This is a genomic window from Streptomyces sp. NPDC041968 (genome assembly GCF_055589025.1).
Genome location: NZ_JBVJCB010000007.1, coordinates 192,941 through 215,194 on the forward strand (window position 1 = coordinate 192,941; position 22,254 = coordinate 215,194).

Consider the following 22,254-nt stretch of genomic DNA (forward strand, 5'->3'; position numbering starts at 1 on the left):
CGCCGACGGTCTATAGTCCAAAACTAGCAGTGCTAATTAACGGCCTCCGCGGCTCCCGCCTCCCGGGTCCAGCCGGGTGGAGGCCCGCCGGACGGTGGTGTACCGCCCGGCGACCGAGCGACGACGGTCAGGAGCTCTTGTGCGTCCCGTCCACTTCGCGGCCGCCCGCCGCACCCCGATAGGCAAGCTCCGCGGTGCCCTGTCCGGCGTGCGGCCCGACGATCTCGCGGCCACCGTGATCCGGGGCCTGATCGCCGACGTGCCCGCGCTCGACCCCGCCCGGATCGACGACGTCTACTGGGGCGCCGCCAACCAGGCCGGCGAGGACAACCGCAACGTCGCCCGTATGGCGGCCCTCCTGGCCGGCCTGCCCGAGAGCGTGCCCGGTGCCACGGTGAACCGGCTGTGCGCCTCCGGACTGGAGGCCGTCACCACCGCCGCCCGCACCATCGCCGCGGGCGAGGCCGACATCGTGCTCGCGGGCGGCTCCGAGTCGATGAGCCGCGCCCCCTTCGTGCTGCCCCGCCCCGACGAGGCGCTGCCGCACCGCATCGAGACCGCCGACACCCGGCTCGGCTGGCGCCTGGTCAACCCCGCGATGAAGGAGCTGCACGGGCTGTTGGCCATGGGCGAGACCGCCGAGGAGGTCGCCGAGCGGTACGGGATCCCGCGCGAGCGCCAGGACGAGTTCGCCCTGCGCAGCCACCGCCTGGCCGCCGAGGCCCGGAAGAGCGGCCACTTCGAGGACGAGCTGCTCCCGGTCGAGCGCCCCGACGGCGTGACCGTCGACGCCGACGAGTGCGTCCGCGAGGACACCTCCGGTGAGAAGCTCGCCCGGCTCAAGCCGGTCTTCCGCCCCGGCGGCACCGTCACCGCGGGCAACGCCTCCCCGATGAACGACGGGGCCGCCGGCCTCCTCCTGGTGAGCGAGGAGGCACTGAACGAGCTGGGCCTGGAGTCCCTCGGCCGCTATGTCGCGGGCGGCTCGGCCGGCGTGCACCCGGACGTCATGGGCATCGGTCCGGTCCCCGCCACCCGCAAGGTCCTCGCCCGCGCCGGCTGGAGCGTCGACGACCTCGCGGAGGCCGAGTTCAACGAGGCGTTCGCCGCCCAGGCCCTCGCCTGCGTCGACCAGCTGGGCATCGACCCCGGCCTGGTCAACCCCAGCGGGGGCGCCATCGCGCTGGGCCACCCGCTCGGCTGCTCGGGCGCCCGCATCCTGACCACGCTGCTCCACCGCATGCGCCGCACGGGAGGAGCCCGCGGGCTCGCCACGATGTGCGTCGGCGTGGGGCAGGGCAGCGCGGTGCTCGTCGAACGGCACTAGGGCCTGTCCGGCCATTCGCGTCGTCGCCCCGAGGCGGGCGGGAATGGCCGGACAGGCCCGAGCCGGGCCCGTACGCCACCCACCTCGCACAGCCGCAGCAAGGAACGGAGCAATACTTCATGGCAACCCTCTCCGTCGCCGCCGTCCTCGCCGAGAACGCCCGGCGCCGCCCCGAGAAGGAGGCGCTGGTCGAGGGCGACCTGCGGCTGACCTTCGCCGAGGTCTGGCGGCGGGCCCGGGCCCAGGCCGGCGCCCTCACCGGCCTGGGCGTGCGGCCGGGCGACCGGGTCGCGCTGATGGCGCCCAACACCGCCGAGTTCCCGCAGGCGTACTACGCGATCGCCGCGACCGGCGGCGTCGTCGTGCCGGTCCACCTGCTGCTGTCGGCGGGCGAGGTCGAGCACGTCCTGCGCGACAGCGGCGCCACGCTGCTGCTGTGCCACCCCGCCCAGGCGGGGACCGGAGCGGCCGCCGCGCGCGAGGCGGGCGTACGTATGGTTGCCCTCGGCGACGAGTTCGACAAGCTGGCGGCGGACGCCGAGCCGCTGCACTCGTACGTCACCCGGGACGCCGACGACCCGGCCGTCGTCTTCTACACGAGCGGCACCACCGGCGTGCCCAAGGGCGCGGTGCTCAGTCACTTCAACCTGGTCATGAACGCGACCGTCAACGCCTTCGACGCCAACGACATCCGGCCCGACGACGTCGCGCTCGGCGCGCTGCCGCTCTTCCACGCCTTCGGGCAGACGGTCTCCCTGAACTCCACCTGGCGCGCCGGAGCCACCCTCGTCCTGCTGCCGCGCTTCGACGCCGCGCGGGCGATCGAGCTGATGGTGAAGGAGAAGGTCAACACCTTCCACGGTGTGCCGACCATGTTCGTCGCCCTCGCCGCCGCCGCGGGCGGTGCCGACACCCTGCCCGACCTGCGGGTGTGCGTCTCCGGTGGCGCCTCCCTGCCCGTCGCCGTGCTGGAGCGCTTCGAGGAGGCGTTCGGGGCGAAGATCTACGAGGGGTACGGGCTGTCGGAGACCTCCCCGGCGGCGGCCGTGAACCAGCCCGTGTTCGGCGCCAAGCCCGGCACCATCGGCCACCCCCTGTGGGGCGTGGACGTGGAGATCGCCCGCGCCGAGGTGGAGGGGCGGGTCGAGCTGCTGCCGCCCGGGGAACTGGGCGAGGTCGTCGTCCGCGGCCACAACGTGTTCTCCGGCTACCTGGGCCGGCCGGAGGCCACCGCCGAGGCGCTCGTCGACGGCTGGTTCCGCACCGGGGACCTCGGCACCAAGGACGACGAGGGGTTCCTCAGGATCGTCGACCGCAAGAAGGACGTCATCATCCGGGGTGGTTACAACGTCTACCCGCGGGAGGTCGAGGAGGTGCTGATGCGCCACCCCGGCATCGCGCAGGTCGCCGTCATCGGGCTGCCGGACGAGCTGCACGGCGAGGAGGTGTGCGCCGTGGTCGTCCCCGCGCCGGACGCCGCCCGGGACGCCGACGGGATCACCGAGTGGTCCAAGCAGTACCTCGGCAGGTACAAGTACCCGCGCCGCGTGGAGTTCGCGGACGAGCTGCCGCTCGGCCCCAGCATGAAGGTGCTCAAGCGGGAACTGCGCGTGCGGTACGCGGCGGGCTAGACGGGACGCCTCCGCCCCGGACCCCTCGGGGGGCCGGGGCGGGGCGGGGTGCTCCGTGGCGCGCGGCGGGTCAGCCCCACGCGGGAGCGGCGAACATGCTGGCCGCGTTGTATCCCGAGTGGGGGTAGGTGGCGCCCCAGCCCACGGCCTCGGGCTGGCTGCGCGGGAAGTCGGCGGCCACCAGCGTCGCCAGGTCGAAGTAGGCCTCACGGGTGCGCGGCTTCATCCGCTCCAGGTCGACCTCCGCGCCCGTGGCGAGGTGCTCGTCGAACGGAACCATGACCACGCCCCGGCAGCGGGCCCGGAAGTGGTCCAGGACGTCGTTCACCTTGACCCTCTTGCTCTTGTTGCGGGCCTCGGAGATCACCGTGATGCTCCGCTGCATCAGGTCCTCGTAGTGGTGGGCGTTGAGCCAGTCCAGGGTGGTGCTGGCGCTGGTGGCGCCGTCCACGGTCGGTGTGGCGACCACGATCAGCTGGTCGGCGTGGTCCAGGACGGCGCGCATCGCGCTGTGCAGCAGGCCCGTTCCCGAGTCGGTCAGGATGATCGGGTAGTGCTGCCCGAGGCAGCCGACCACCTGGCGGTAGTCCTCGTCGTCGAACGCGGTGGACAGGGTGGGGTCGGCTTCGTTGGCGAGGATCTCCAGGCCGCTCGGGGACTGGGAGGTGAACCGCCGGACGGCCATGTAGTTGTCGATGGCAGGGATCTCGGCCACCAGATCGCGGATCGTGGCATCGGTCTCCCGGCGTACCCGGCGGCTGAGCGTGCCCGCGTCCGGGTTCGCGTCGATGGCGACCACCCGGTCCTGGCGCTCGGTGGCGAGCATGGCGCCGAGGGCGGTCGTGGTGGTGGTCTTGCCCACACCGCCCTTGAGGCTGATGACGGCGATCTTGTGGCATTTCATCACCGGAGTGCGGAGGATGGCCAGCTTCTGCTCCCGCTCCCGCTCCGCGGACCTGCCGAAGATCTTCAGCCTGCTGAGTCCCCGACGCTCGCCCGGCCGGCCCCGCAGCAGGCGCTCGGAGGAGAGCTCGACCGAGGCGCTGTGACCGATACGGCCGGAGTCCGCGGGCGGCCAGAGCGCGGGGTTGTGGGGTGCCGGCGGACGCAGGTGCGGCGGCACCGCGGACGCGCCCTGCGGCAGGTGCGCCCGCCGCGCATCGGAGTTGGACAGGGGCTGCGCGGTGGGCCCGGGCATGACGGGCGCCGAGGGGTGGTACTCCGTCGCACCGTGGTGCGGCACGGCCTGGTGGGCCACCGGGATGCCGGGGCCGGGCTCGGCCGGCACGGCTCCCCGGGAACCGTCGGCGGCGTACGGACCGGGGGCCGGCCGGTGCGAGGCCGGGTCCGTCGGCGCCGTCTGCGCCCCGGGGGGCGGAGAGTTGTCGACGGAGATGTCGCGATCGGTGGTCACGATGAGTCCTTTCGAGAAGACGGTGAAGCCGACGGGCACCGGGTCGGTGACGCGCCGAGGGTCGTGCCGGCCGGCCGGCGGTCCGGTGCGGCCGCCGGCCCACATGTCTGGGGCCTCGGCGCGGCGCAGACCGCCGACCGGAACGGGAGTGAGCGGGGGGCGGGCCGAGGCCAGGTCCCTGACCGGCGGTTCGGGCGAGCCGACGGTCAGCGGGCGGCCGGGACCGCGCCCGAACCGGTGCGTCCGGTGTCCCCGGGAGGTGAGCACGGGAGGCCCGACCGGTCCCGCGGGAAGGGCGAGCGGCTCGTGCTCCCCGCGGCACAGGGCGGCCGGGGTCGCGTCGTCCACCGCGGGGCGGACGAGCCGCGACGGCCCGGGTGGCGTGGTCAGGGCGATCGGCGGGTCGGCGCGGACGAGCGTGCCGTCCTCGGCGAACGTCAGCCCCATGGATATGAACTGCGCCGCCGTCAGGACCTGCTTGTCCCCCCGCCGGACGAGCGCCGCCGCGGGCACGGCCGCGGCCTCGTCGGCGCTGGGCCCGACCGGCATCGCGTACGCCGCACCGTGGAGCCGGCCGGCCCGCACGGCGTACTGGACGTCCGGTGGCACCTCGAGCCGGCTGCGGACGCGGAACTGGCCGGCCCTCAGGCTCTCCGACCGCTGCAACTGCACCTTCAACGGGCCCACGAACGTGTAGTTCTGTTGCTCGGCGTACTCGCGCAGTCTCTGGACCAGGTCCTCACCGATCATGACGAGGCACGCGCCGTACAGTTCGTGGTCACCCGGACTGAGCTCCACGATGAAGCCGTTGGGCGCGATGGTGGAGTCCCGGTTCCAGATCCTGGCGTTGACGTCGCATTCGCGTCGAAGCGCGCCGATGAACTCCATGGGCTGGACCGCGGATTTGAAGACCTTGGCGAAAGTGCCGTTGATCAGAGACTCGAAACGCTGCTCGATCCTGGTGAACGTTCTCACTGCGGCCTCCGGTGTGACGATCTGCCGCAATGCACTCAGAAGGGGCGAAGGAGTGGCAGATAATACGTATATAGCCACGCTGGGTAACCGGCCTCCGTGTGTCGCCTCATTTCACCGGATCGGTCGCACCGTCCTGTGCCCCACCGGTTCCGGACGCCCCGATCGGGTCCTCTACGAGGGGCGGGCCCGGCACCAGGCAGGTGCGCATAGCATCGATCTTCGCCATGAACACGATGACACTGTGGAACCTGACCGGCTGGGAGTTCGCCGCGCTCGCCTTCGCGGCGCTGCTCGTCGGCTTCTCCAAGACCGCCGTGAGCGGGGCCAACACGGTCAGCCTCGCGATCTTCGCGATGGTCCTGCCCGCCCGCGCCTCGACCGGCATCCTGCTGCCGGTCCTGATCGCGGGCGACCTCCTGGCGGTCCTCACCTACCGGCGGCACGCGCACTGGCCCACGCTGTGGCGGCTGTTCCCGGCGGTCGGGGCCGGCGTGGTCGTCGGCACCGTCTTCCTCGTGTGGGCGAACGACGCGATCGTACGGACGTCCATCGGCGCCATCCTGCTGCTGATGGCCGCCGTGACGGTGTGGCGCCGACGGCGGGCGGACCAGGCCGGGCAACCGGGGGAGGTCACCTCCAGAGCGGGCCGGACCAAAGCCCGCGCCTACGGCGTCCTGGGCGGCTTCACCACCATGGTGGCCAACGCGGGCGGGCCGGTGATGTCGATGTACCTGCTCTCCACGGGCTTCAGGAAGCTCGGCTTCCTGGGAACGTCGGCGATCTTCTTCCTGATCGTCAATGTCGCCAAACTGCCCTTCAGCGCCGGCCTCGGCCTGATCGACGGCCGCTCGCTGCTGCTCGACGCCGCGCTCCTGGTGTTCGTGGTGCCCGGTGCCTTCCTCGGCACCTGGGCCGTGGGCAGGATCGACCAGGTCCTGTTCGAGCGCCTGGTGATCGCGGCGACCGTGCTGGGCGGCCTCCAACTGCTGCTGGGCTGACCCGTCGGCGCGGCGGGTGAGCGCCGGAGGACGCCGTCCTGGCGCGCCGGTACGCCGGTTCGCCGCCGCGTCAGCGGGCCCCGGCCCCGACCGCCTGCCGTACCCGCTCGGGGAAGCCGTTGCCGAGGTCCTCGACCAGCAGGCGCTTGGCGATCGAGTCGAGCGCCGCCCGCAGCTCCGCGTCCGAGGGGCGGCCGATGTCCTGCTCCACCCGGTCCTCCAGCCAGGCCGACCAGGCCCGGCCGATCACCAGGGCCTCGCGGGCGCCCGCGTCGGTGTGGGACAGGAGCGAGCCGTGACGGGTCAGGAAACCCTCCTCGACCATGCGGTCGAAGACCGGCAGCAGCACCTCCGGCGGCATCCGGCGACGGGCCGCGATCAGACCGAGGCTCGCGTGCCCGACCAGCCGAGTGAACAGCTCGACCTGCATGACGGCCCAGGCGCCGGCGACGTCCAGCCGGGTGTCGCTGCCGGCCACGATCCGGCGGGCGGTGTCCAGCTCCGTACGGCCGATGATCTTCCCCACGGCGGCCTCCAGCGCCCGCCTGCTGCTGGCGTCGTGCGGTGAGGCGAAGCCCTCGCCCATGTCGGTGGAGCCCGCGCGGGCACTGTCGCGCAACTGCACCTGTTTGAGGAACAGGGCGACGAGGAGACCGAGGGCCGCGACCGGGACCGTCCACAGGAACACGGTCTGGATGGTGTCCGCGTACGCGCCGACGATCGGCGCCGACGCCTCCGACGGCAGCCGGTGCACGCCTTCCGGACTGCTCGCCGCCCCGCTGATCACGGCCGGATCCGCGGTCCCGGTCCGCGCCGCCTCCGACACGCCGTCGCGCAGGTTGGGGCCGAGCGCGTTGGCGTAGATCGTGCCGAAGACGGCGGTGCCGAAGGAACTGCCCAGCGTGCGGAAGAAGGTGACGCCGGAGGTCGCGGTGCCGAGGTCGGAGTAGTCGACGGTGTTCTGCACGGCGATGGTCAGCACCTGCATGGACAGACCGATGCCCGTGCCCAGCACGAACATGAACAGCGACTCCAGCCAGGCGCCCGTGGACGGTCCCATCAGCGACATCAGGTACAGGCCGACGCCCATCACCAGGGTGCCCACGATCGGGAACAGCCGGTACCGCCCGGTCCTGCTGACCACGCTCCCGCTGAAGACCGACGCGATCAGCAGCCCGGCCACCATCGGCAGCGTCCGCACGCCCGAGACGGTGGCCGAGTCGCCGTCGACGTACTGGAGGTAGGTCGGCAGGTACGTCAGCGCGCCGAGCATCGCGAAACCCACGATGAAGCTGAGGATCGAGCAGACCCGGAACACCGGATTGCCGAAGAGCCGCATCGGCAGCATCGGCTCGGCCGCCCGGGTCTCCACCCAGCAGAACAGTCCGAGCGCGAGCAGACCCCCCGCGAACAGGCCGATGATCACGACCGAGCCCCACCCGTACTCGTTGCCGCCCCAGCTGGTCGCCAGGATCAGCGCGCTCGCGCCGACCGCCACCAGCGCGATGCCCAGGTAGTCGATGACGGGCCGGGCGGCCGACTTCACGACCGGGATGGTGCGGGCGGCGGCGATGACGACGACGATCGCGATGGGCACGTTCACGTAGAAGGCCCAGCGCCAGGAGAGGTGGTCGGTGAAGAGCCCGCCCAGCAGCGGGCCGACCACCGTGGCCACGCCGAACACCGCGCCGATGGCGCCCTGGTACTTGCCGCGCTCCCGCAGCGGGATGACGTCCGCGATCAGCGCCATCGACGTCACCATGAGCCCGCCCGCGCCGACGCCCTGCATCGCGCGCCAGAGGATGAGCAGCGGCATGCTCGTGGCCAGCCCGCACAGGAACGAGCCCGTGATGAACACGACCGCCGCGACCTGGAAGACGACCTTGCGGCCGAACATGTCGCCGAACTTGCCGACCAGTACCGTCGCCACGGTCTCCGCGAGCAGGTACGAGGTCACCACCCACGACATGTGCTCGCCGCCGCCCAGGTCCGACACGATCGTCGGCAGCGCGGTGCCGACGATGGTCTGGTCCAGGGCCGCGAGCAGCATGCCCAGCATGATCGTGACGAAGACGACGTTGCGGCGGCGCCGGTCCAGCACGGGCGGCTGGGCGGTGGCGGTCGGTGGCGTTCCCTCGGCGACTGTCACACGGTCACGATCACACCGGTGCAGCGGCCACGCATGCGGGGGCGGTCCGCCCGGGTGCGCGGCTCCGCCGGGGGCCGGCCCCCCCGGCTAGCCGTCACCCGGGTTGCGGCGCAGCAGGTACGTGTCCATGATCCAGCCCTTGCGCTCCCGGGCCTCGGCCCGCAGCCGCTCGATGCGGGGCCCGGCCTCGGCGATCGGACCGGAGGCCAGGATCTCGTCCGGGGTGCCCAGATAAGCGCCCCAGTAGATGTCGATGTCCTGGTCCGCGTACCGCCGGAAGGCCTGGTGGGCGTCGAGCATCACGACCACGTCGTCCACGCCCTCCGGGAAGCCCTCCGCGAGCCGCCGCCCGGTGGTGATCTGCACCGGCCGCGCCACCCGGTTCAGCCCGGTCCGGTGCCGGGCGACGAGTGAGGAGACGCTGCTGATGCCCGGCACGACGTCGTACTCGAAGGCGACCTCGCCGCGCTCCAGGATCTCCTCCAGGATGCCCAGCGTGCTGTCGTACAGCGCGGGGTCGCCCCAGACCAGGAACGCGCCGCTCTCGTCCTCGCCCAGCTCCTCGGCGATCAGCCGCGCGTAGACGTCGGCCCGGGCGCCGCGCCAGTCCCCGACGGCCGGGGGGTACGCCGCGCCGCCCGCTTCCCGGTCCCGCTCGGGGTCGCGTGCCTCGACGATCCGGTACGTCCCCCGCGTCAGGTGCGTCTCCAGCATGTCCCGGCGCGACCGCACCAGGTCGGCCTTCACCTCGCCCTTGTCCAGGACGAAGAAGACGTCCGTGGCCCGCAGCGCCCTGACCGCCTGCAGGGTCAGCTGGTCGGGGTCGCCCGCGCCGATACCGATCACATGAATGGTCCGCACGCCACGAGTCTGCCGTACGCCACCCGCGACCCTCCGGCCGCCCGGGCCCGGTCCTGTGCCGCTCGCGCCGGCCGCCCTCTCAGCCCCGCAGCCGGGGCGCCCGCGCCCCCGCGTCCACGGCGGCGCCGTCCTCCACGTCCCCCGCCAGCCGCCGGGCCCAGTCGGCGACTTCGCCCAGGTCGATCCCGTACGGCCGCCGCTGCCCGGACGCCGAGCCCGACCAGTCCGTCACCGCCCCGGCCCCGCGGCGCAGCAGCCTGGCCCCGCCGGTGGCATTGCCGCGGGCCGCGTGCGTGAGTCCGACGGCCAGCTGGGCCAGCCCCCGCCACAGCTCCCGCTCCGTCTCGGGCCCCGACTTCCAGGCGTCCTCGAAGACCTCGTGCGCGTGGAACGGCTTCCCCTCGTCCAGCAGCCGCTGCGCCTGCGCCACCGTCTCCTCGGGCGGCCGTACCACCCCCTCGGGCTGGCGGGGGACGCCGTCCGCGCCGTACGGCAGCGGGCGTCCCAGCCCGTCCCGCGGCCTCGCGTTCCGCGCGCGGCCCTCGTCGTCGCGGTCCCGGGCGCCCACCGGCCGGTCCGGGGCCGTGCTGTCCATGGAGCTGTCGGCAGGACTGTTCATGGGTCCGATTGTCCCCCGGTCCAGCCCGCTTAGGCGTGCCCCGGAGTGTGGGGTAAAGTGCAGTCCGCGTGATCGCGCGGTTCGCCGTGCGTGAGCACACCGGGACGTGGCGCAGCTTGGTAGCGCACTTGACTGGGGGTCAAGGGGTCGCAGGTTCAAATCCTGTCGTCCCGACTCGAGAGAGTCGCTGGTGAGAGGCCGTTCCAGAGGAATCTGGGACGGCCTCTCAGCTGTTTCGGGGGCCGGAGCCCCGCCGCTCACCGACTGGGGTGTGCCCCGGCGGCCACGAGCAGGTCGACCGTCTCGGGGTACGGCCCTCTGGACGCCCAGTCGAGCGGCGCGAGGCCGGTGCCGTGGTCCTCCCGGAGATCGGGGTCGGCGCCTCCTTCGAGGAGCGCGCGTACGGCTTCGGTGTGCCCCCACGCGGCCGCCCCGCACAGGGGCGTGCCCTCCGAGCCGATCCCGCTCTCCGTGTCGGGGAAGGCGCCCGCCGCCAGCAGCACGCGGACGATGTCGGCGGTGCCGTTCACGGAGGCCAGGTACAACGGCGTGGAGCCAGCGGTGTCCGTCGTCTCGGCCGGAGCCCCGGCCCGCAGTGCCGCTCGCACCCCCGCGAGGTCGCCGACCAGCGCGGCGACGACGAGCCGCCGGGACAGCTTCTTGTGGCGTCGCCTGGTCACGGGGCCACCACGACCGGCGGCTCGCCGCGGGGCAGGGTGAGGGCGGCGCGCAGCGCGGAGGCCTCCCGGGAGCCGATGCGGTCGGCCAGGACCTCCTCGATGACGGCGAGGGTCGCCTGCGCGCGCCGGTGGACGCGGGCCCCCTCCGCGGTGATGCGGATCAGACGGTTGCGCGCGGAGGCCGGGTCGGGGACCTGTTCGAGCAGCCCCAGCGCGAGCAGACCGTGTACGGCCTGGTGGGCGGTCTGGCGGGTGACGCCGAGACGCCGGGCCAGTTCGGCGACCGTGGTGCCCTGTGCGTCCAGGAGGGCGAAGACCTGGCCCTGGGCGCTGCTCAGCGGCTGCTCGCCCGCCGCCCGCATGCTCGCCATCAGGGCGTCGTCGAACCAGCGCCTGGCTCCGGCCAGCAGCAGGGGCAGGTTCCGCACCGCTTCCACGGGTGCGTCGGGTTGCTCGGCTCGCTCGGCTCGCGTCATGGCTCCTCGGACGTCTCGGCCATGAGCATACGGCGCGGCCGCGCGGAGCCCTCGACCCTTTTCCTGTGGGGGGCCGATCGGCCTCTTGATCGTCAGGTAGCCTGACGTTGTTGCGTCAGGTTGCCTGACGCTTCCGTCCTGTGCCGCGCCGAGCCGGAGGCTTCCATGACCATCGAATTCGCCAGGCGCTCCCCCTCCCTCATTCCCGCCGAACCGGGCACGCCGTACTTCATCGAGAAGGGCATGGGCGATCGCGCCCACCTCTTCGGTGACCTCGTCACCGTCTACGCGGGCGGCCCGCAGACCGAGAACACCTTCAACTTCTTCACCTGCGAGGGCCCCAAGGGCGACATCATCCCGGCCCACTCGCACCCCGACACCTACGAGGTCTTCTTCGTCACGCAGGGTGCGGTCCGCCTGTTCGTGGAGGACCTGCGGGGCGAGCAGGAGGAGAGGCTGCTCACCGCCGGCGACTTCGGCTTCGTGCCGAAGAACTGCCCGCACGCCTACCGCATCGAGCGCCACCACAGCCAGATCGTCGGTGTCGCGGCCGGTCCCGGCGGCACCTTCGAGCGGTTCTTCGAGACCCTCGGCACCGCCACCGACGAACTCGGCCTACCACAGCGCCCGTTCGTACCCGAACCGCACCGGTTCGCCGCCGTGCCGCGGCAGTACGACGTGACCTTCCTGCCCGACCACCGATGGCACACGGGAAGCTGAACCCGCGGAGGCGTACCGGCCGACACCCCCGCCACCACCCACCCCTCGGCTGCGTACGGGCAGGACGGCTAACCGCGCACCAGCAGCTGGAAGTCGAACGAATAGCGCGACGCCCGGTAGAGGTGGGTGCCGTACTCGACCGGCCGTCCGGTGTCGTCGTACGCCGTCCGCCGCATGGTCAGCAGCGCGGCGCCCTCCTCCTCGTCGAGACGTGCCGCCTCCTCCCGGCCGGCGGTGCGGGCGCCGACGGTCTGGCGGGCGCTGTGCAGGGTGATGCCGCGGGCGCGCATCATCCGGTACAGGCCGGTCGACTCCAGCCGGGCGGTGTCCAGGTCCAGCAGCGCGGCCGGCAGGTGGTTGCACAGCAGGGCCACCGGCCGGCCGTGGGTGAGGCGCAGCCGCTCCACCACGGTGACCTCGGTGCCCTCCGGGACGCCGAGGGCCGCCGCCACGTCGGGGCCGGCCGGGACGCCCTCGTTGCGCAGCACCCGCGTGGAGGGTCCCTGCCCGGCCGCCGACAAGTCGTCGTAGAGGCTGCTCAGCTCCAGTGGCCGCCTGACCTGGCTGTGCACCACCTGGGTGCCGACCCCGCGCCGCCGGACCAGGAGCCCCTTGTCGACCAGGGACTGGATGGCCTGACGGACGGTCGGCCTGGACAGGCCGAGGCGGACGGACAGGTCGACCTCGTTGCCCAGGAGGTTCCCCGGGGCGAGGGCGCCGTGCGCTATCGCCGCCTCCAACTGCTGGGCGAGCTGGTGGTAGAGGGGCACGGGGCTGCCGCGGTCCAGGGTGAAGTCCAGGGCGCCGAGCGCGGAGGCGGTCACGGCTCGCGCGTGGTCGCCGGTTCTCGCCATGGACGTACCTCCCATGAGTGGGTGACGGGCGGTCAGAGGTGGTGGCGGCGGTCGGCGACGGCCCGCTCGTACTGCGCGCGGGCGTCGGTGGCCGGCCCGCGGGCGGACACCTCGGCCACCGGCACGTCCCACCAGGCCTCGGCCGGGGGAGCCGTCGGCGCCGGATCGGTCTCGACGTGGACGCAGGTCGGGCGGGTCGCCGCACGGGCCGCCGCCAGCGCCTCGCGCAGCTCGCGCACCGTCTTGGCGCGCAGCACCTCCATGCCCAGGCTGGCCGCGTTGGCGGCGAGGTCGACGGGGAGCGGGGCGCCGGTGAAGGTGCCGTCGGCGGCGCGGTGGCGGTAGTCGGTGCCGAAGCGCTCGGCGCCCACCGACTCGGAGAGGCCGCCGATGGAGGCGTAGCCGTGGTTCTGGACCAGGACCAGCTTGACCGGCAGGTTCTCCTGTACGGCCGTCACGATCTCCGTCGGGTTCATCAGGTACGTGCCGTCGCCGACCAGGGCCCACACGCGGGTGCCGGGCGCGGCCTGCTGGACGCCCAGCGCGGCCGGGATCTCGTAGCCCATGCACGAGTAGCCGTACTCCAGGTGGTACTGGCGCGGGGACCGGGCGCGCCACAGCTTGTGCAGGTCGCCCGGGAGCGAACCGGCCGCGTTGATCACCACGTCCGTGTCGCCGACCACCGCGTCCAGCGCACCCAGCACCTGCGTCTGGGTCGGTACGGCGCCGTCGTCGTCCGCGCGGAAGGCCGCCTCGACCGTCGCGTCCCAACGGCTCTTGCCCGCCCGGTACTCGGCCTCGTACGCCGCGTCGACCCGGTACGCGGCCAGTTCCCCGGCCAGCGCCGTGAGCCCCGCCCGCGCGTCGCAGACCAGGGTGTCGGCGGCGAGCTTGTGGGCGTCGAAGGCCGTGATGTTGAGGTTCAGGAAACGCACGTCCGGTCGCTGGAAGAGGGTGCCCGAAGCCGTGGTGAAGTCGGAGTACCGGGTGCCGACGCCGATCACGAGGTCGGCGGTACGGGCGAGGTCGTCGCTGACGGCGGTGCCGGTGTGGCCGATGCCGCCCAGGTCGGCCGGGTGGTCGTGGGGCAGCGCGCCCTTTCCGGCCTGGGTGGAGGCGACCGGGATGCCGGTGGCGTCGACCAGTGCCCGCAGCGCCTCCTCGGCCCGGCTGTGGTGGACGCCGCCGCCCGCGACGATCAGCGGGCGACCGGCGGCGCGGATCACCCGCACCGCCCCGGCCAGCTCCACCGGGTCGGGTACCGGTCGCCGCACCTGCCAGACCCGGTCCACGAAGAACTCCTCCGGCCAGTCGTACGCCTCCACCTGCACGTCCTGGGGCAGCGCCAGGGTGACCGCGCCGGTCTCCGCCGGGTCGGCGAGCACCCGCATCGCCCGCAGCGCCGAGGCGATCAGGGCCTCGGGGCGGCTGATCCGGTCGAAGTACCGGGAGACGGGGCGCAGGGTGTCGTTGACGGACACGTCCGCCTCGGTCGGGTGCTCCAGCTGCTGGAGCAGGGGGTCGGCGGCGTGCGAGGCGAAGTAGTCGCCGGGGAGGAGGAGGACCGGGATGCGGTTGATCGTGGCGAGGGCGGCGCCCGTGACCAGGTTGGTGGCGCCCGGGCCGATCGACGTCGTCACCGCCTGCGCGGACAGGCGGTCGAGGTGCCGGGCGTACCCGACGGCCGCGTGCACCATGGCCTGCTCGTTGCGGCCCTGGTGGTACGGCATCGCGGGAGCCGTCCCCCCGTCGGGCACGGTGGCGTGCTCGACGAGGGCCTCGCCCAGACCCGCCACGTTGCCGTGGCCGAAGATGCCCCAGCAGCCCGCGATCAGGCGGTGCCGCACGCCGTCGCGTTCGGTGTACTGGGCGGCCAGGAAGCGCACCAGGGCCTGGGCGGTGGTCAGTCGGCGGGTGGGGGCGCTCATGCGGACCTCTCCGGTGCGGTGTAGAGGGGGAGCCGGGGGTCGACGGGACGGTCCGGCCAGGTGTCGCGGATCCAGGCGTGGTCGGGGTGGTCGCAGATCAGCCAGGCACGTTCGGCCTCGGGGCCCGCCATGACGTTGAGGTAGTACATGTCGTGACCGGGCACGGCCATCGACGGTCCGTGCCATCCGTCGGGGATGAGGACGACGTCCCCGTCGCGCACCTCGGCCAGCACGTCCGTGCCCCGCCCCCGCCCGGACGGGGAGACCCGCTGGTAGCCGAGGCCCGGGGTGCCGTCGTGGGCGGCGAACTCGAAGTAGTAGATCTCCTCCAGCACCGACTCCTCGCCGGGGCGGTGCTCGTCGTGCTTGTGCGGCGGGAAGGAGGACCAGTTGCCGCCCGGCGTGAGCACCTCGACCGCGATCAGCCGGTCGCACTCGAACACCCCCGCCGCGCCGAAGTTGTTGACCTGCCGCGAGCAGTTCCCGGTGCCCCGCAGTTCGACCGGCACCGACGAGGCCGGGCCGTGCCGCGCGGGCAGACGGCGCGTGCAGCGGGCTCCGGTGAGCGCGAACCGGCCACCGCCCGTGGAGGTCACGGTCGTACGGGCGTCCCGCGGCACGTAGGCGAAGTCGCTCACGCCGCTGAACACGTCGGTGCGGCCGGTGAGTTCGAAGGTCTCCTGGCCGAAGTCGTCCGCCGTGGCGACCGTGCAGCCGCCGCTCAGGGGGAGCACGATCCACTCGCTGTCGCCGCTGTCGAAGGTGTGGGCGCCGCCGGGCGGCAGGTGCAGCACGCGCAGGGCGGCGTGGTCCCAGCCGGCCCTCTCGGGCGTCAGGTCCACGGCGCAGTCAGCGCTCGCGGCCTGGCCGGCCGGCAGGTGGTATTTCATCTCCGCGTCCTCTCCTCGGCTCCCTCGGTCTCCTCGGCTCCCTCGGGGTCTCCTCGGCCGCCGAGGTCCCGGTACGTCACAGCAGTCCCACGGCGGTGTCCACCGCTTGCTCCACACTGCCCTCGGCCGGGTAGAGCAGCGAGCGGCCGACCACCATGCCCTGCACGGTGGGCAACCTGAGCGCTTTGCGCCAGCGTTCGTAGGCGGCGGCCTGGTCGGCGGGCGAACCTCCTATGTCGCCGCCCAGCAGGACGGCGGGCAGCGTGGAGGTCTCCAGGACCTCGCCCATGTCGTCGGGGTCGTGGGTGACGGGCAGTTTCAGCCAGGTGTAGGCGGAGGTCCCGCCCAGGCCCGAGGCGATGGCGACGGACCGGGTCACGGCCTCGGCGGACAGGTCGTTGCGGACCTGGCCCTCGACGCGGCGGGAGATGAACGGCTCCACGAAGAGCGGCAGCCGCCGCTCGGCCATGGCGTCGACCGCACGGGCACCGGTCTCCATGGTGGCCAGGGAGCCCGGGTCGTCGTAGTCGATGCGCAGCAGCAGCTTCCCCGCGTCGAAGCGCAGCCGGGCGAGGTCCTCAGGACGGTGGCCGGTGAAGCGGTCGTCCATCTCGAAGGCCGCGCCCGCGAGTCCACCGCGGTTCATCGACCCCATGACGACCTTGTTCTCCAGCACCCCGAGCAGCAGCAGGTCCTCCAGCACGTCGGCGGTGGCGAGCACCCCGTCGACGCCCGGCCGGGACAGCGCGGTGCACAGGCGTTCGAGCAGGTCGGCCCGGTTGGCCATGGCGAGTCCGCGGTCGCCGACACCGAGCGCGCCGCGTGCCGGGTGGTCGGCGGCCACGATCATCAGGCGGCCGGAACCGCCGATCAGCGGGCGGCGTGTCCGGCGGGCGGCTGCCTCCGCGATGGCCTCCGGATGCCGGGCTCTGACCGCGGTGAGGTCGGGAATGCTGAGGGACAAGACGTGGCTCCGTTCAGGGAGTGGCTCGCGCGAGGAGGTCGTCGACCTCCGCCTCGGTGGGCATCGCGGAGGAGCAGGCGAGACGGGAGGCGACCAGGGCGCCGGCCGCGTTGGCGTACCGCACGGTCCGTTCCAGCTCCCAGCCGGAGAGCAGACCGTGGCAGAGCGAGCCGCCGAACGCGTCGCCGGCGCCCAGCCCGTTGACCACCTCGACCGGTACGGGGTCCACCTCGGCCCGGCGGCCGTCGCGGTGCACGGCGAGCACGCCCTTCGGGCCCTGCTTGACCACGGCCAGCTCCACACCGGCCGCGAGCAGCGCCTCGGCGCAGGCCTGCGGCTCGCGCCGGCCCGTGGCGACCTCGCACTCGTCGAGGTTGCCCACCGCGACGGTCGCGTGCCGCAGCGCCTCGGCGTAGTGCGGGCGGGCCTGGTCGGGGTCGGCCCAGAACATGGGGCGCCAGTCCAGGTCGAAGACCGTGGCGTTGGACTTGGCGCGGTGGGCGAGGGCGGTCAGGGTGGCGGTGCGGCTCGGTTCCTCGCTGAGCCCGGTGCCGGTGACCCAGAAGACGCGGGCCGCACGGATCGCGTCGAGGTCCAGCTCGTCGGGGTGGATCTCCAGGTCAGGGGCCTTGGGGTGGCGGTAGAAGTACAGCGGGAAGTCGTCCGGCGGGAAGATCTCGCAGAAGGTGACGGGGGTGGGGTACGCGGCGACCGGGGTGACCCAGCGGTCGTCGACGCCGAACTCCCGCAACGCCCGGTGCAGGTAGGCGCCGAACGGGTCGTCACCCGTGCGGGTGACGACGGCCGCGGCACGGCCGAGACGGGCGGCGGCGACCGCCACGTTGCTGGCCGAACCGCCGAGGAATTTCCCGAAGCTCTCCACCTCCGCCAGGGGTACACCCGTCTGGAGGGGATAGAGATCGACCCCGATGCGGCCCATCGTGATCAGATCGAAACGCGGGACTGACTCGGCCATGTGCGACGCTCCTCGGGCTGGGCGGGGGCCTGCCGCCTCCCAGGTGTATGACTCCGAGGCGACCGTGTCAATAGTTTGTACTTACATTCGGACCTGTTCGTGAAATGATGTCTTGACAAAGTATTGACAGCGGGCGTCTCAAGGGCTTGTATCCGGGACCAGCGCAACAGACGTCGTCCCAGCGCGACCGACGTCGTTCTCTGGTCTGGCACACGGCTTCCCCGTCGCACAGTCGCACAGTGAGGTGCAGGAAAGATGGACCGCTCTTCGCACGCCCGCCCCCGTGGATTCGCTCCGGCCGTGGCCCTCGCCGCCGCCGCGGCCCTGACCCTCGCCGGCTGCTCCAGCAGCTCGGGAGGGAAGAAGGCCGACGAGGAGGGCGGCTCGGGCGGCTCCGCCGGGAAGGCGAACACCCCTCGCATGACCGTCGCCCTGGTCACCCATCAGGCGCCGGGCGACACCTTCTGGGACATCGTCCGCAAGGGTGCGGAGGCCGCCGCGACCAAGGACAACGTCAAGCTCGTCTACTCCGCCGACCCGAACGCGGGCAACCAGGCCAACCTGGTGCAGAACGCGATCGACCAGAAGGTCGACGGCATCGCCGTCACCCTCGCCAAGCCGGACGCCCTGCGCGGTGTCCTCGGGAAGGCGGAGAAGGCGGGGATACCCGTCGTGGGGCTCAACTCGGGCCTCGCGGACTGGAAGAAGCTCGGCCTGATGGAGTTCTTCGGCCAGGACGAGACCGTGGCCGGCGAGGCGCTCGGCAAGCGGCTGAACGAGGACGGCGCGAAGAAGGCCGTCTGCGTGATCCACGAGCAGGGCAACGTCGGCCTGACCCAGCGCTGCGAGGGCGTGAAGAACACCTTCGAGGGCTCCATCGAGAACCTCTACGTCAACGGCACCGACATGCCCTCGGTGAAGTCGACCATCACCGCCAAGCTCAAGCAGGACGGGGACATCGACCACCTCGTCACCCTCGGCGCGCCCTTCGCCATGACCGCCGTGCAGTCGGTGGACGAGGGCGGCAGCGAGGCCGAGGTCGCCACCTTCGACCTCAACAAGGAACTGACCGGGGCCATCGAGAAGGGCGACATCGAGTTCGCCGTCGACCAGCAGCCCTACCTCCAGGGCTACCTGGCCGTCGACGGCCTGTGGCTCTACAAGAACAACGGCAACTACAGCGGCGGCGGCGAGCAGCCGGTGCTGACCGGCCCGGCCTTCGTCGACAAGTCCAACGTGAAGACCGTCGCCGAGTTCGCCGCGAAGGGCACCCGGTGATGAGCACGGCCCAGCAGGCCGAGCCGGCGGTGACCCCACCGCCGGCCCCCGGCCCCCAGGAGGCCGACGGGCGGACCCGGCAGCGCTCCATGGCGCTGCGCCTGCTCGCCCGGCCCGAGGTCGGGGTCTTCCTCGGCGCCGTCGCCGTCTTCGTCTTCTTCCTGATCGCCGCCCCCTCGGTCCGCGAGGGCAGCTCCATGGCGACGGTCCTGTACCAGTCGTCCACCATCGGCATCATGGCGCTGCCGGTGGCCCTGCTGATGATCGGCGGCGAGTTCGACCTGTCGGCCGGTGTCGCCGTGGTCGCCTCGGCGCTCACCGCGGGCATGCTCAGCTACCAGCTGACCATGAACGTGTGGATGGGCGTGATCGTCGCCCTCGTGGTCTCCCTCGCCGTCGGCGCCTTCAACGGCTGGGTGCTGATGAAGACCGGACTGCCAAGCTTCCTCGTCACGCTCGGCACGTTCCTGATCCTCCAGGGCGTCAACCTCGCGGTCACCAAGCTGGTCACCGGGAACGTCGCCACCGACGACATCAGCGACATGGACGGCTTCGACCAGGCCGAGGCGGTCTTCGCCTCCTCCTTCGACGTCGGCGGCGTCCAGGTGAAGATCACGGTGGTGTGGTGGCTGGTCTTCGCGGCGCTGGCCACCTGGGTGCTGCTGCGCACCAAGTACGGCAACTGGATCTTTGCGGTCGGCGGCAACCAGGAGTCCGCCCGCGCGGTGGGCGTTCCCGTCAGGTTCACCAAGATCACGCTGTTCATGCTGGTCGGCTTCGGCGCCTGGTTCGTCGGCATGCACCAGCTGTTCTCCTTCAACACCGTGCAGTCCGGCGAGGGCGTCGGCCAGGAACTGATCTACATCGCCGCGGCGGTGATCGGCGGCTGCCTGCTCACCGGCGGCTACGGCTCCGCCGTCGGACCGGTCTTCGGCGCCTTCATGTTCGGCATGGTGAACCAGGGCATCGTCTACGCCGGCTGGAACCCCGACTGGTTCAAGGCCTTCCTCGGCGTGATGCTCATCGGCGCCGTCCTCATCAATCTGTGGGTCCGCCGCGCGGCGACCCGGAGGTGATCGGAAATGACCAGCAAGACCACCGGCACCCACGGAGCCGTCCTCGCGGACACCCCGCCCGAGCGGGACCGGCCGATCGTCGAACTGCGCGGCGCCGGCAAGGCCTACGGCAACATCCGCGCCCTGCACGGCGTCGACCTCGCCGTCCACCCCGGCCGGGTGACCTGCGTGCTCGGCGACAACGGGGCCGGCAAGTCCACCCTCATCAAGATCATCTCGGGGCTGCACCAGCACACCGAGGGAGAGCTCCTCGTCGACGGCGAACCGGTGCGCTTCGCCACGCCCCGAGACGCCCTCGCCCGGGGCATCGCCACCGTCTACCAGGACCTCGCGACGGTGCCCCTGATGCCGGTGTGGCGCAACTTCTTCCTCGGCTCCGAGATGACGAAGGGCCCCTGGCCCGTCCGCCGCCTCGACATCGCCCGCATGAAGCGGACCGCCGACGAGGAGCTGCGCAACATGGGCATCGTCCTCGACGACCTGGAACAGCCCATCGGAACCCTCTCCGGCGGACAGCGCCAGTGCGTCGCCATCGCCCGGGCCGTCCACTTCGGCGCCCGCGTCCTCATCCTCGACGAGCCCACCGCCGCCCTGGGCGTCAAGCAGTCCGGCGTGGTCCTCAAGTACGTCGCCGCCGCCCGCGAACGCGGCCTCGGCGTCATCTTCATCACCCACAACCCCCACCACGCCTACCTGGTCGGCGACCACTTCGGCGTGCTGCGCCTGGGCACCCTCGAACTCAGCGCCGCCCGCGCCGACATCACCCTCGAACAACTCACCCACCACATGGCGGGCGGCGCCGAACTCGCCGCCCTCAAGCACGAGCTGGCGCAGGACGGCGGTGTCGACGTCGGCGCGCTGCCGGGGGCGGCGCCGGAGGTACCCGCACCCGGCGGCGCGGCGCACGACGCCGCCGGTCCCGCGGCAGCCCCCCGTTCCGTGGCGTCCGCCGACTCCACCGCATCCGCCGAAGGGAAAGGCCTGACATGACCGCTGCCCTGGACCGCATCCGCGTCGGCTCGGCTCCGGACTCCTGGGGGGTGTGGTTCCCGGACGACGACCGGCAGGTGCCCTGGGAGCGGTTCCTGGACGAGGTCGCCGAGGCCGGTTACGAGTGGATCGAGCTGGGCCCCTACGGCTACCTGCCCACCGACCCGGCCCGGCTCACCGACGAGGTGGCCCGGCGCGGTCTCAGGGTCTCCGCCGGCACCATCTTCTGCGGCCTGCACCGCGGCCCCTCGGCGTGGGACGCCACCTGGGAACAGGTCAGCCGCGTCGCCGCCCTCACCCGGGCCATGGGCGCGAAGCACCTCGTCGTCATCCCGTCCTTCTGGCGCGACGACAAGACCGCCGAGATCCTGGAGCCCCCGGAGCTGACCGGCGAGCAGTGGGCGCACCTCACCCGGGGCATGGAACGCCTCGGCCACCAGGTACGGGAGACGTACGGCCTGGACATCGTCGTCCATCCGCACGCCGACACCCACATCGACACCGAGGAGCACGTCGAGCGCTTCCTCGACTCCACCGACTCCGACCTGGTCAACCTCTGCCTCGACACCGGCCACTACTCCTACTGCGGTGGCGACAGCGTCAAGCTGATCGAGACCTACGGCGAGCGCATCGGCTACCTGCACCTCAAACAGGTCGACCCGGAGATCCTCGCCGAGGTGCGGGCGGGCGGGGTGCCGTTCGGGCCGGCCGTGCAGCGCGGGGTGATGTGCGAACCGCCCGCCGGGGTGCCCGAGCTGGGCCCGGTGCTGACCGCCGCCCAGAAGCTGGGCGTGGACCTGTTCGCCATCGTGGAGCAGGACATGTACCCCTGCGAGCCGGACCGGCCGCTCCCCATCGCGGTGCGCACCCGCAGGTTCCTGCGCTCCTGCGGCGCCTGAGACACAGGCACCTGAGGCGAGCGGGCCGGCGGGGCGGGTCCCGCCGGCGCGCCGCTCGGCGGGCCGTTGTCAGTGCTGCGCGCTAGCGTGCAGGAACTGGCACTTCGTCCCGCTCCGGGAGGCAGTCATGACCTCACGTCTCAATCCCTACCTCAGCTTCGACGGCGACGCCCGACAGGCGATGGAGTTCTACGAGCAGGTGTTCGGCGGCACCCTGGCGCTGAACACGTTCGGCGCGTTCGGCATGGCCGACAGCCCGCAGGCCGACAACATCATGCACGGCATGCTGCAGACCCCGAGCGGCTTCACCCTGATGGGCGCCGACATGCCGCCGGGGGAGGAGCACCGCCCGGGCAACACCCACGCCGTGAGCCTCAGCGGCGACGACGAGGCCGAGCTGCGCGGGTACTGGGAGAAGCTGTCCGCGGGCGGCTCCGTCACCGTGCCGCTGGAGAAGCAGATGTGGGGCGACGTCTTCGGTATGTGCACGGACCGGTTCGGCGTCCCCTGGATGGTGAACATCGGCGAGCCGACGAGCTGACGCCCGAG

General features: G+C 72.4%; 20 protein-coding genes and 1 tRNA gene. 10 read left to right on the forward strand and 11 right to left on the reverse strand.

The genetic code is table 11. The features are described 5' to 3' along the window. The first annotated feature begins 139 nt into the window (after positions 1-139). Together ACZ6EG_RS18905 and ACZ6EG_RS18910 are read left to right on the forward strand one after the other, a co-directional pair. Positions 140-1,327 (forward strand): thiolase family protein, encoded by a 1,188-nt coding sequence (locus ACZ6EG_RS18905; protein ID WP_469605845.1) that lies wholly within the window; start codon positions 140-142, stop codon positions 1,325-1,327. A 119-nt stretch (positions 1,328-1,446) separates the two neighbouring features. Then, on the forward strand, positions 1,447-2,958 hold the full coding sequence (locus tag ACZ6EG_RS18910; RefSeq protein ID WP_391972794.1) for a long-chain-fatty-acid--CoA ligase: 1,512 nt from the start codon (positions 1,447-1,449) through the stop codon (positions 2,956-2,958). Between the two features lie 70 nt (positions 2,959-3,028). On the opposite strand, the gene ACZ6EG_RS18915 is transcribed toward ACZ6EG_RS18910, so the two are convergent. After that, positions 3,029-5,347: an FhaA domain-containing protein gene (locus ACZ6EG_RS18915; protein WP_469605849.1), complete on the reverse strand. Its 2,319-nt coding sequence runs from the start codon at positions 5,345-5,347 to the stop codon at positions 3,029-3,031. 224 nt (positions 5,348-5,571) lie between these two features. Between ACZ6EG_RS18915 and ACZ6EG_RS18920 the strand changes: the two genes are divergently transcribed. Continuing rightward, positions 5,572-6,345, forward strand: coding sequence for a sulfite exporter TauE/SafE family protein (locus ACZ6EG_RS18920; RefSeq protein ID WP_469605852.1), 774 nt, complete (start codon positions 5,572-5,574; stop codon positions 6,343-6,345). Positions 6,346-6,415: 70 nt separating this feature from the next. Here ACZ6EG_RS18920 and ACZ6EG_RS18925 read toward each other — a convergent pair whose 3' ends face one another. From ACZ6EG_RS18925 to ACZ6EG_RS18935, 3 genes are all read right to left on the reverse strand, one after another. Continuing rightward, positions 6,416-8,494: an MDR family MFS transporter gene (locus tag ACZ6EG_RS18925; RefSeq protein ID WP_469605855.1), complete on the reverse strand. Its 2,079-nt coding sequence runs from the start codon at positions 8,492-8,494 to the stop codon at positions 6,416-6,418. 87 nt (positions 8,495-8,581) lie between these two features. Beyond that, on the reverse strand, positions 8,582-9,355 hold the full coding sequence (gene cobF, locus ACZ6EG_RS18930) for a precorrin-6A synthase (deacetylating) (RefSeq protein ID WP_391972791.1): 774 nt from the start codon (positions 9,353-9,355) through the stop codon (positions 8,582-8,584). 79 nt (positions 9,356-9,434) lie between these two features. Next, on the reverse strand, positions 9,435-9,974 hold the full coding sequence (locus tag ACZ6EG_RS18935; RefSeq protein ID WP_391972790.1) for a DUF309 domain-containing protein: 540 nt from the start codon (positions 9,972-9,974) through the stop codon (positions 9,435-9,437). A 100-nt stretch (positions 9,975-10,074) separates the two neighbouring features. Here ACZ6EG_RS18935 and ACZ6EG_RS18940 point away from each other — a divergent pair. Continuing rightward, positions 10,075-10,148, forward strand: a tRNA-Pro gene (locus ACZ6EG_RS18940). 83 nt (positions 10,149-10,231) lie between these two features. Here ACZ6EG_RS18940 and ACZ6EG_RS18945 read toward each other — a convergent pair. Both ACZ6EG_RS18945 and ACZ6EG_RS18950 read right to left on the reverse strand, forming a co-directional pair. Beyond that, positions 10,232-10,654, reverse strand: coding sequence for an ankyrin repeat domain-containing protein (locus ACZ6EG_RS18945; RefSeq protein ID WP_391972789.1), 423 nt, complete (start codon positions 10,652-10,654; stop codon positions 10,232-10,234). Continuing rightward, on the reverse strand, positions 10,651-11,130 hold the full coding sequence (locus tag ACZ6EG_RS18950; protein WP_391972788.1) for a MarR family winged helix-turn-helix transcriptional regulator: 480 nt from the start codon (positions 11,128-11,130) through the stop codon (positions 10,651-10,653). Before ACZ6EG_RS18950 ends, ACZ6EG_RS18945 begins: the two co-directional genes overlap by 4 nt. A 165-nt stretch (positions 11,131-11,295) precedes the next feature. Here ACZ6EG_RS18950 and ACZ6EG_RS18955 point away from each other — a divergent pair, with 165 nt between their 5' ends. Next, on the forward strand, positions 11,296-11,850 hold the full coding sequence (locus ACZ6EG_RS18955) for a quercetin 2,3-dioxygenase (RefSeq protein WP_391972787.1): 555 nt from the start codon (positions 11,296-11,298) through the stop codon (positions 11,848-11,850). Between the two features lie 68 nt (positions 11,851-11,918). Here the strand turns inward: ACZ6EG_RS18955 and ACZ6EG_RS18960 are convergent, their stop codons facing one another. From ACZ6EG_RS18960 to iolC, 5 genes are all read right to left on the reverse strand, one after another. Next, positions 11,919-12,704 carry a GntR family transcriptional regulator gene (locus ACZ6EG_RS18960; RefSeq protein ID WP_469605862.1) on the reverse strand — a complete coding sequence of 262 codons (786 nt, stop codon included), beginning with the start codon at positions 12,702-12,704 and terminating at the stop codon, positions 11,919-11,921. A 32-nt stretch (positions 12,705-12,736) separates the two neighbouring features. Beyond that, complete coding sequence (iolD, locus tag ACZ6EG_RS18965; RefSeq protein ID WP_469605865.1) at positions 12,737-14,632, reverse strand: 3D-(3,5/4)-trihydroxycyclohexane-1,2-dione acylhydrolase (decyclizing); 1,896 nt, start codon at positions 14,630-14,632, stop codon at positions 12,737-12,739. Continuing rightward, positions 14,629-15,522, reverse strand: coding sequence for a 5-deoxy-glucuronate isomerase (gene iolB / locus ACZ6EG_RS18970; RefSeq protein ID WP_469605868.1), 894 nt, complete (start codon positions 15,520-15,522; stop codon positions 14,629-14,631). The genes iolD and iolB overlap by 4 nt, the downstream gene beginning before the upstream one ends. A 76-nt stretch (positions 15,523-15,598) precedes the next feature. Continuing rightward, positions 15,599-16,486 (reverse strand): Cgl0159 family (beta/alpha)8-fold protein, encoded by an 888-nt coding sequence (locus ACZ6EG_RS18975; RefSeq protein ID WP_469605871.1) that lies wholly within the window; start codon positions 16,484-16,486, stop codon positions 15,599-15,601. Between the two features lie 13 nt (positions 16,487-16,499). Further along, entirely contained in the window at positions 16,500-17,462 is a 963-nt protein-coding gene (gene iolC, locus ACZ6EG_RS18980) for a 5-dehydro-2-deoxygluconokinase (RefSeq protein ID WP_391972782.1), read from the reverse strand. Between the two features lie 255 nt (positions 17,463-17,717). On the opposite strand from iolC, the gene ACZ6EG_RS18985 reads away from it, so the two are divergent. The 5 genes from ACZ6EG_RS18985 (at position 17,718) to ACZ6EG_RS19005 (ending at position 22,246) form a co-directional block, all read left to right on the forward strand. Next, entirely contained in the window at positions 17,718-18,740 is a 1,023-nt protein-coding gene (locus ACZ6EG_RS18985; RefSeq protein ID WP_469605875.1) for a sugar ABC transporter substrate-binding protein, read from the forward strand. Beyond that, a complete protein-coding gene (locus tag ACZ6EG_RS18990; RefSeq protein ID WP_361018132.1) occupies positions 18,740-19,816 on the forward strand; it encodes an ABC transporter permease in 1,077 nt (358 codons plus the stop codon). The genes ACZ6EG_RS18985 and ACZ6EG_RS18990 overlap by 1 nt, the downstream gene beginning before the upstream one ends. A 6-nt stretch (positions 19,817-19,822) precedes the next feature. Next, a complete protein-coding gene (locus ACZ6EG_RS18995; RefSeq protein WP_391972780.1) occupies positions 19,823-20,806 on the forward strand; it encodes an ATP-binding cassette domain-containing protein in 984 nt (327 codons plus the stop codon). Beyond that, on the forward strand, positions 20,803-21,705 hold the full coding sequence (locus tag ACZ6EG_RS19000; protein ID WP_469605880.1) for a sugar phosphate isomerase/epimerase family protein: 903 nt from the start codon (positions 20,803-20,805) through the stop codon (positions 21,703-21,705). Before ACZ6EG_RS18995 ends, ACZ6EG_RS19000 begins: the two co-directional genes overlap by 4 nt. A gap of 127 nt (positions 21,706-21,832) precedes the next feature. Next, positions 21,833-22,246: a VOC family protein gene (locus ACZ6EG_RS19005; protein WP_469605883.1), complete on the forward strand. Its 414-nt coding sequence runs from the start codon at positions 21,833-21,835 to the stop codon at positions 22,244-22,246. Positions 22,247-22,254: the final 8 nt, after the last annotated feature.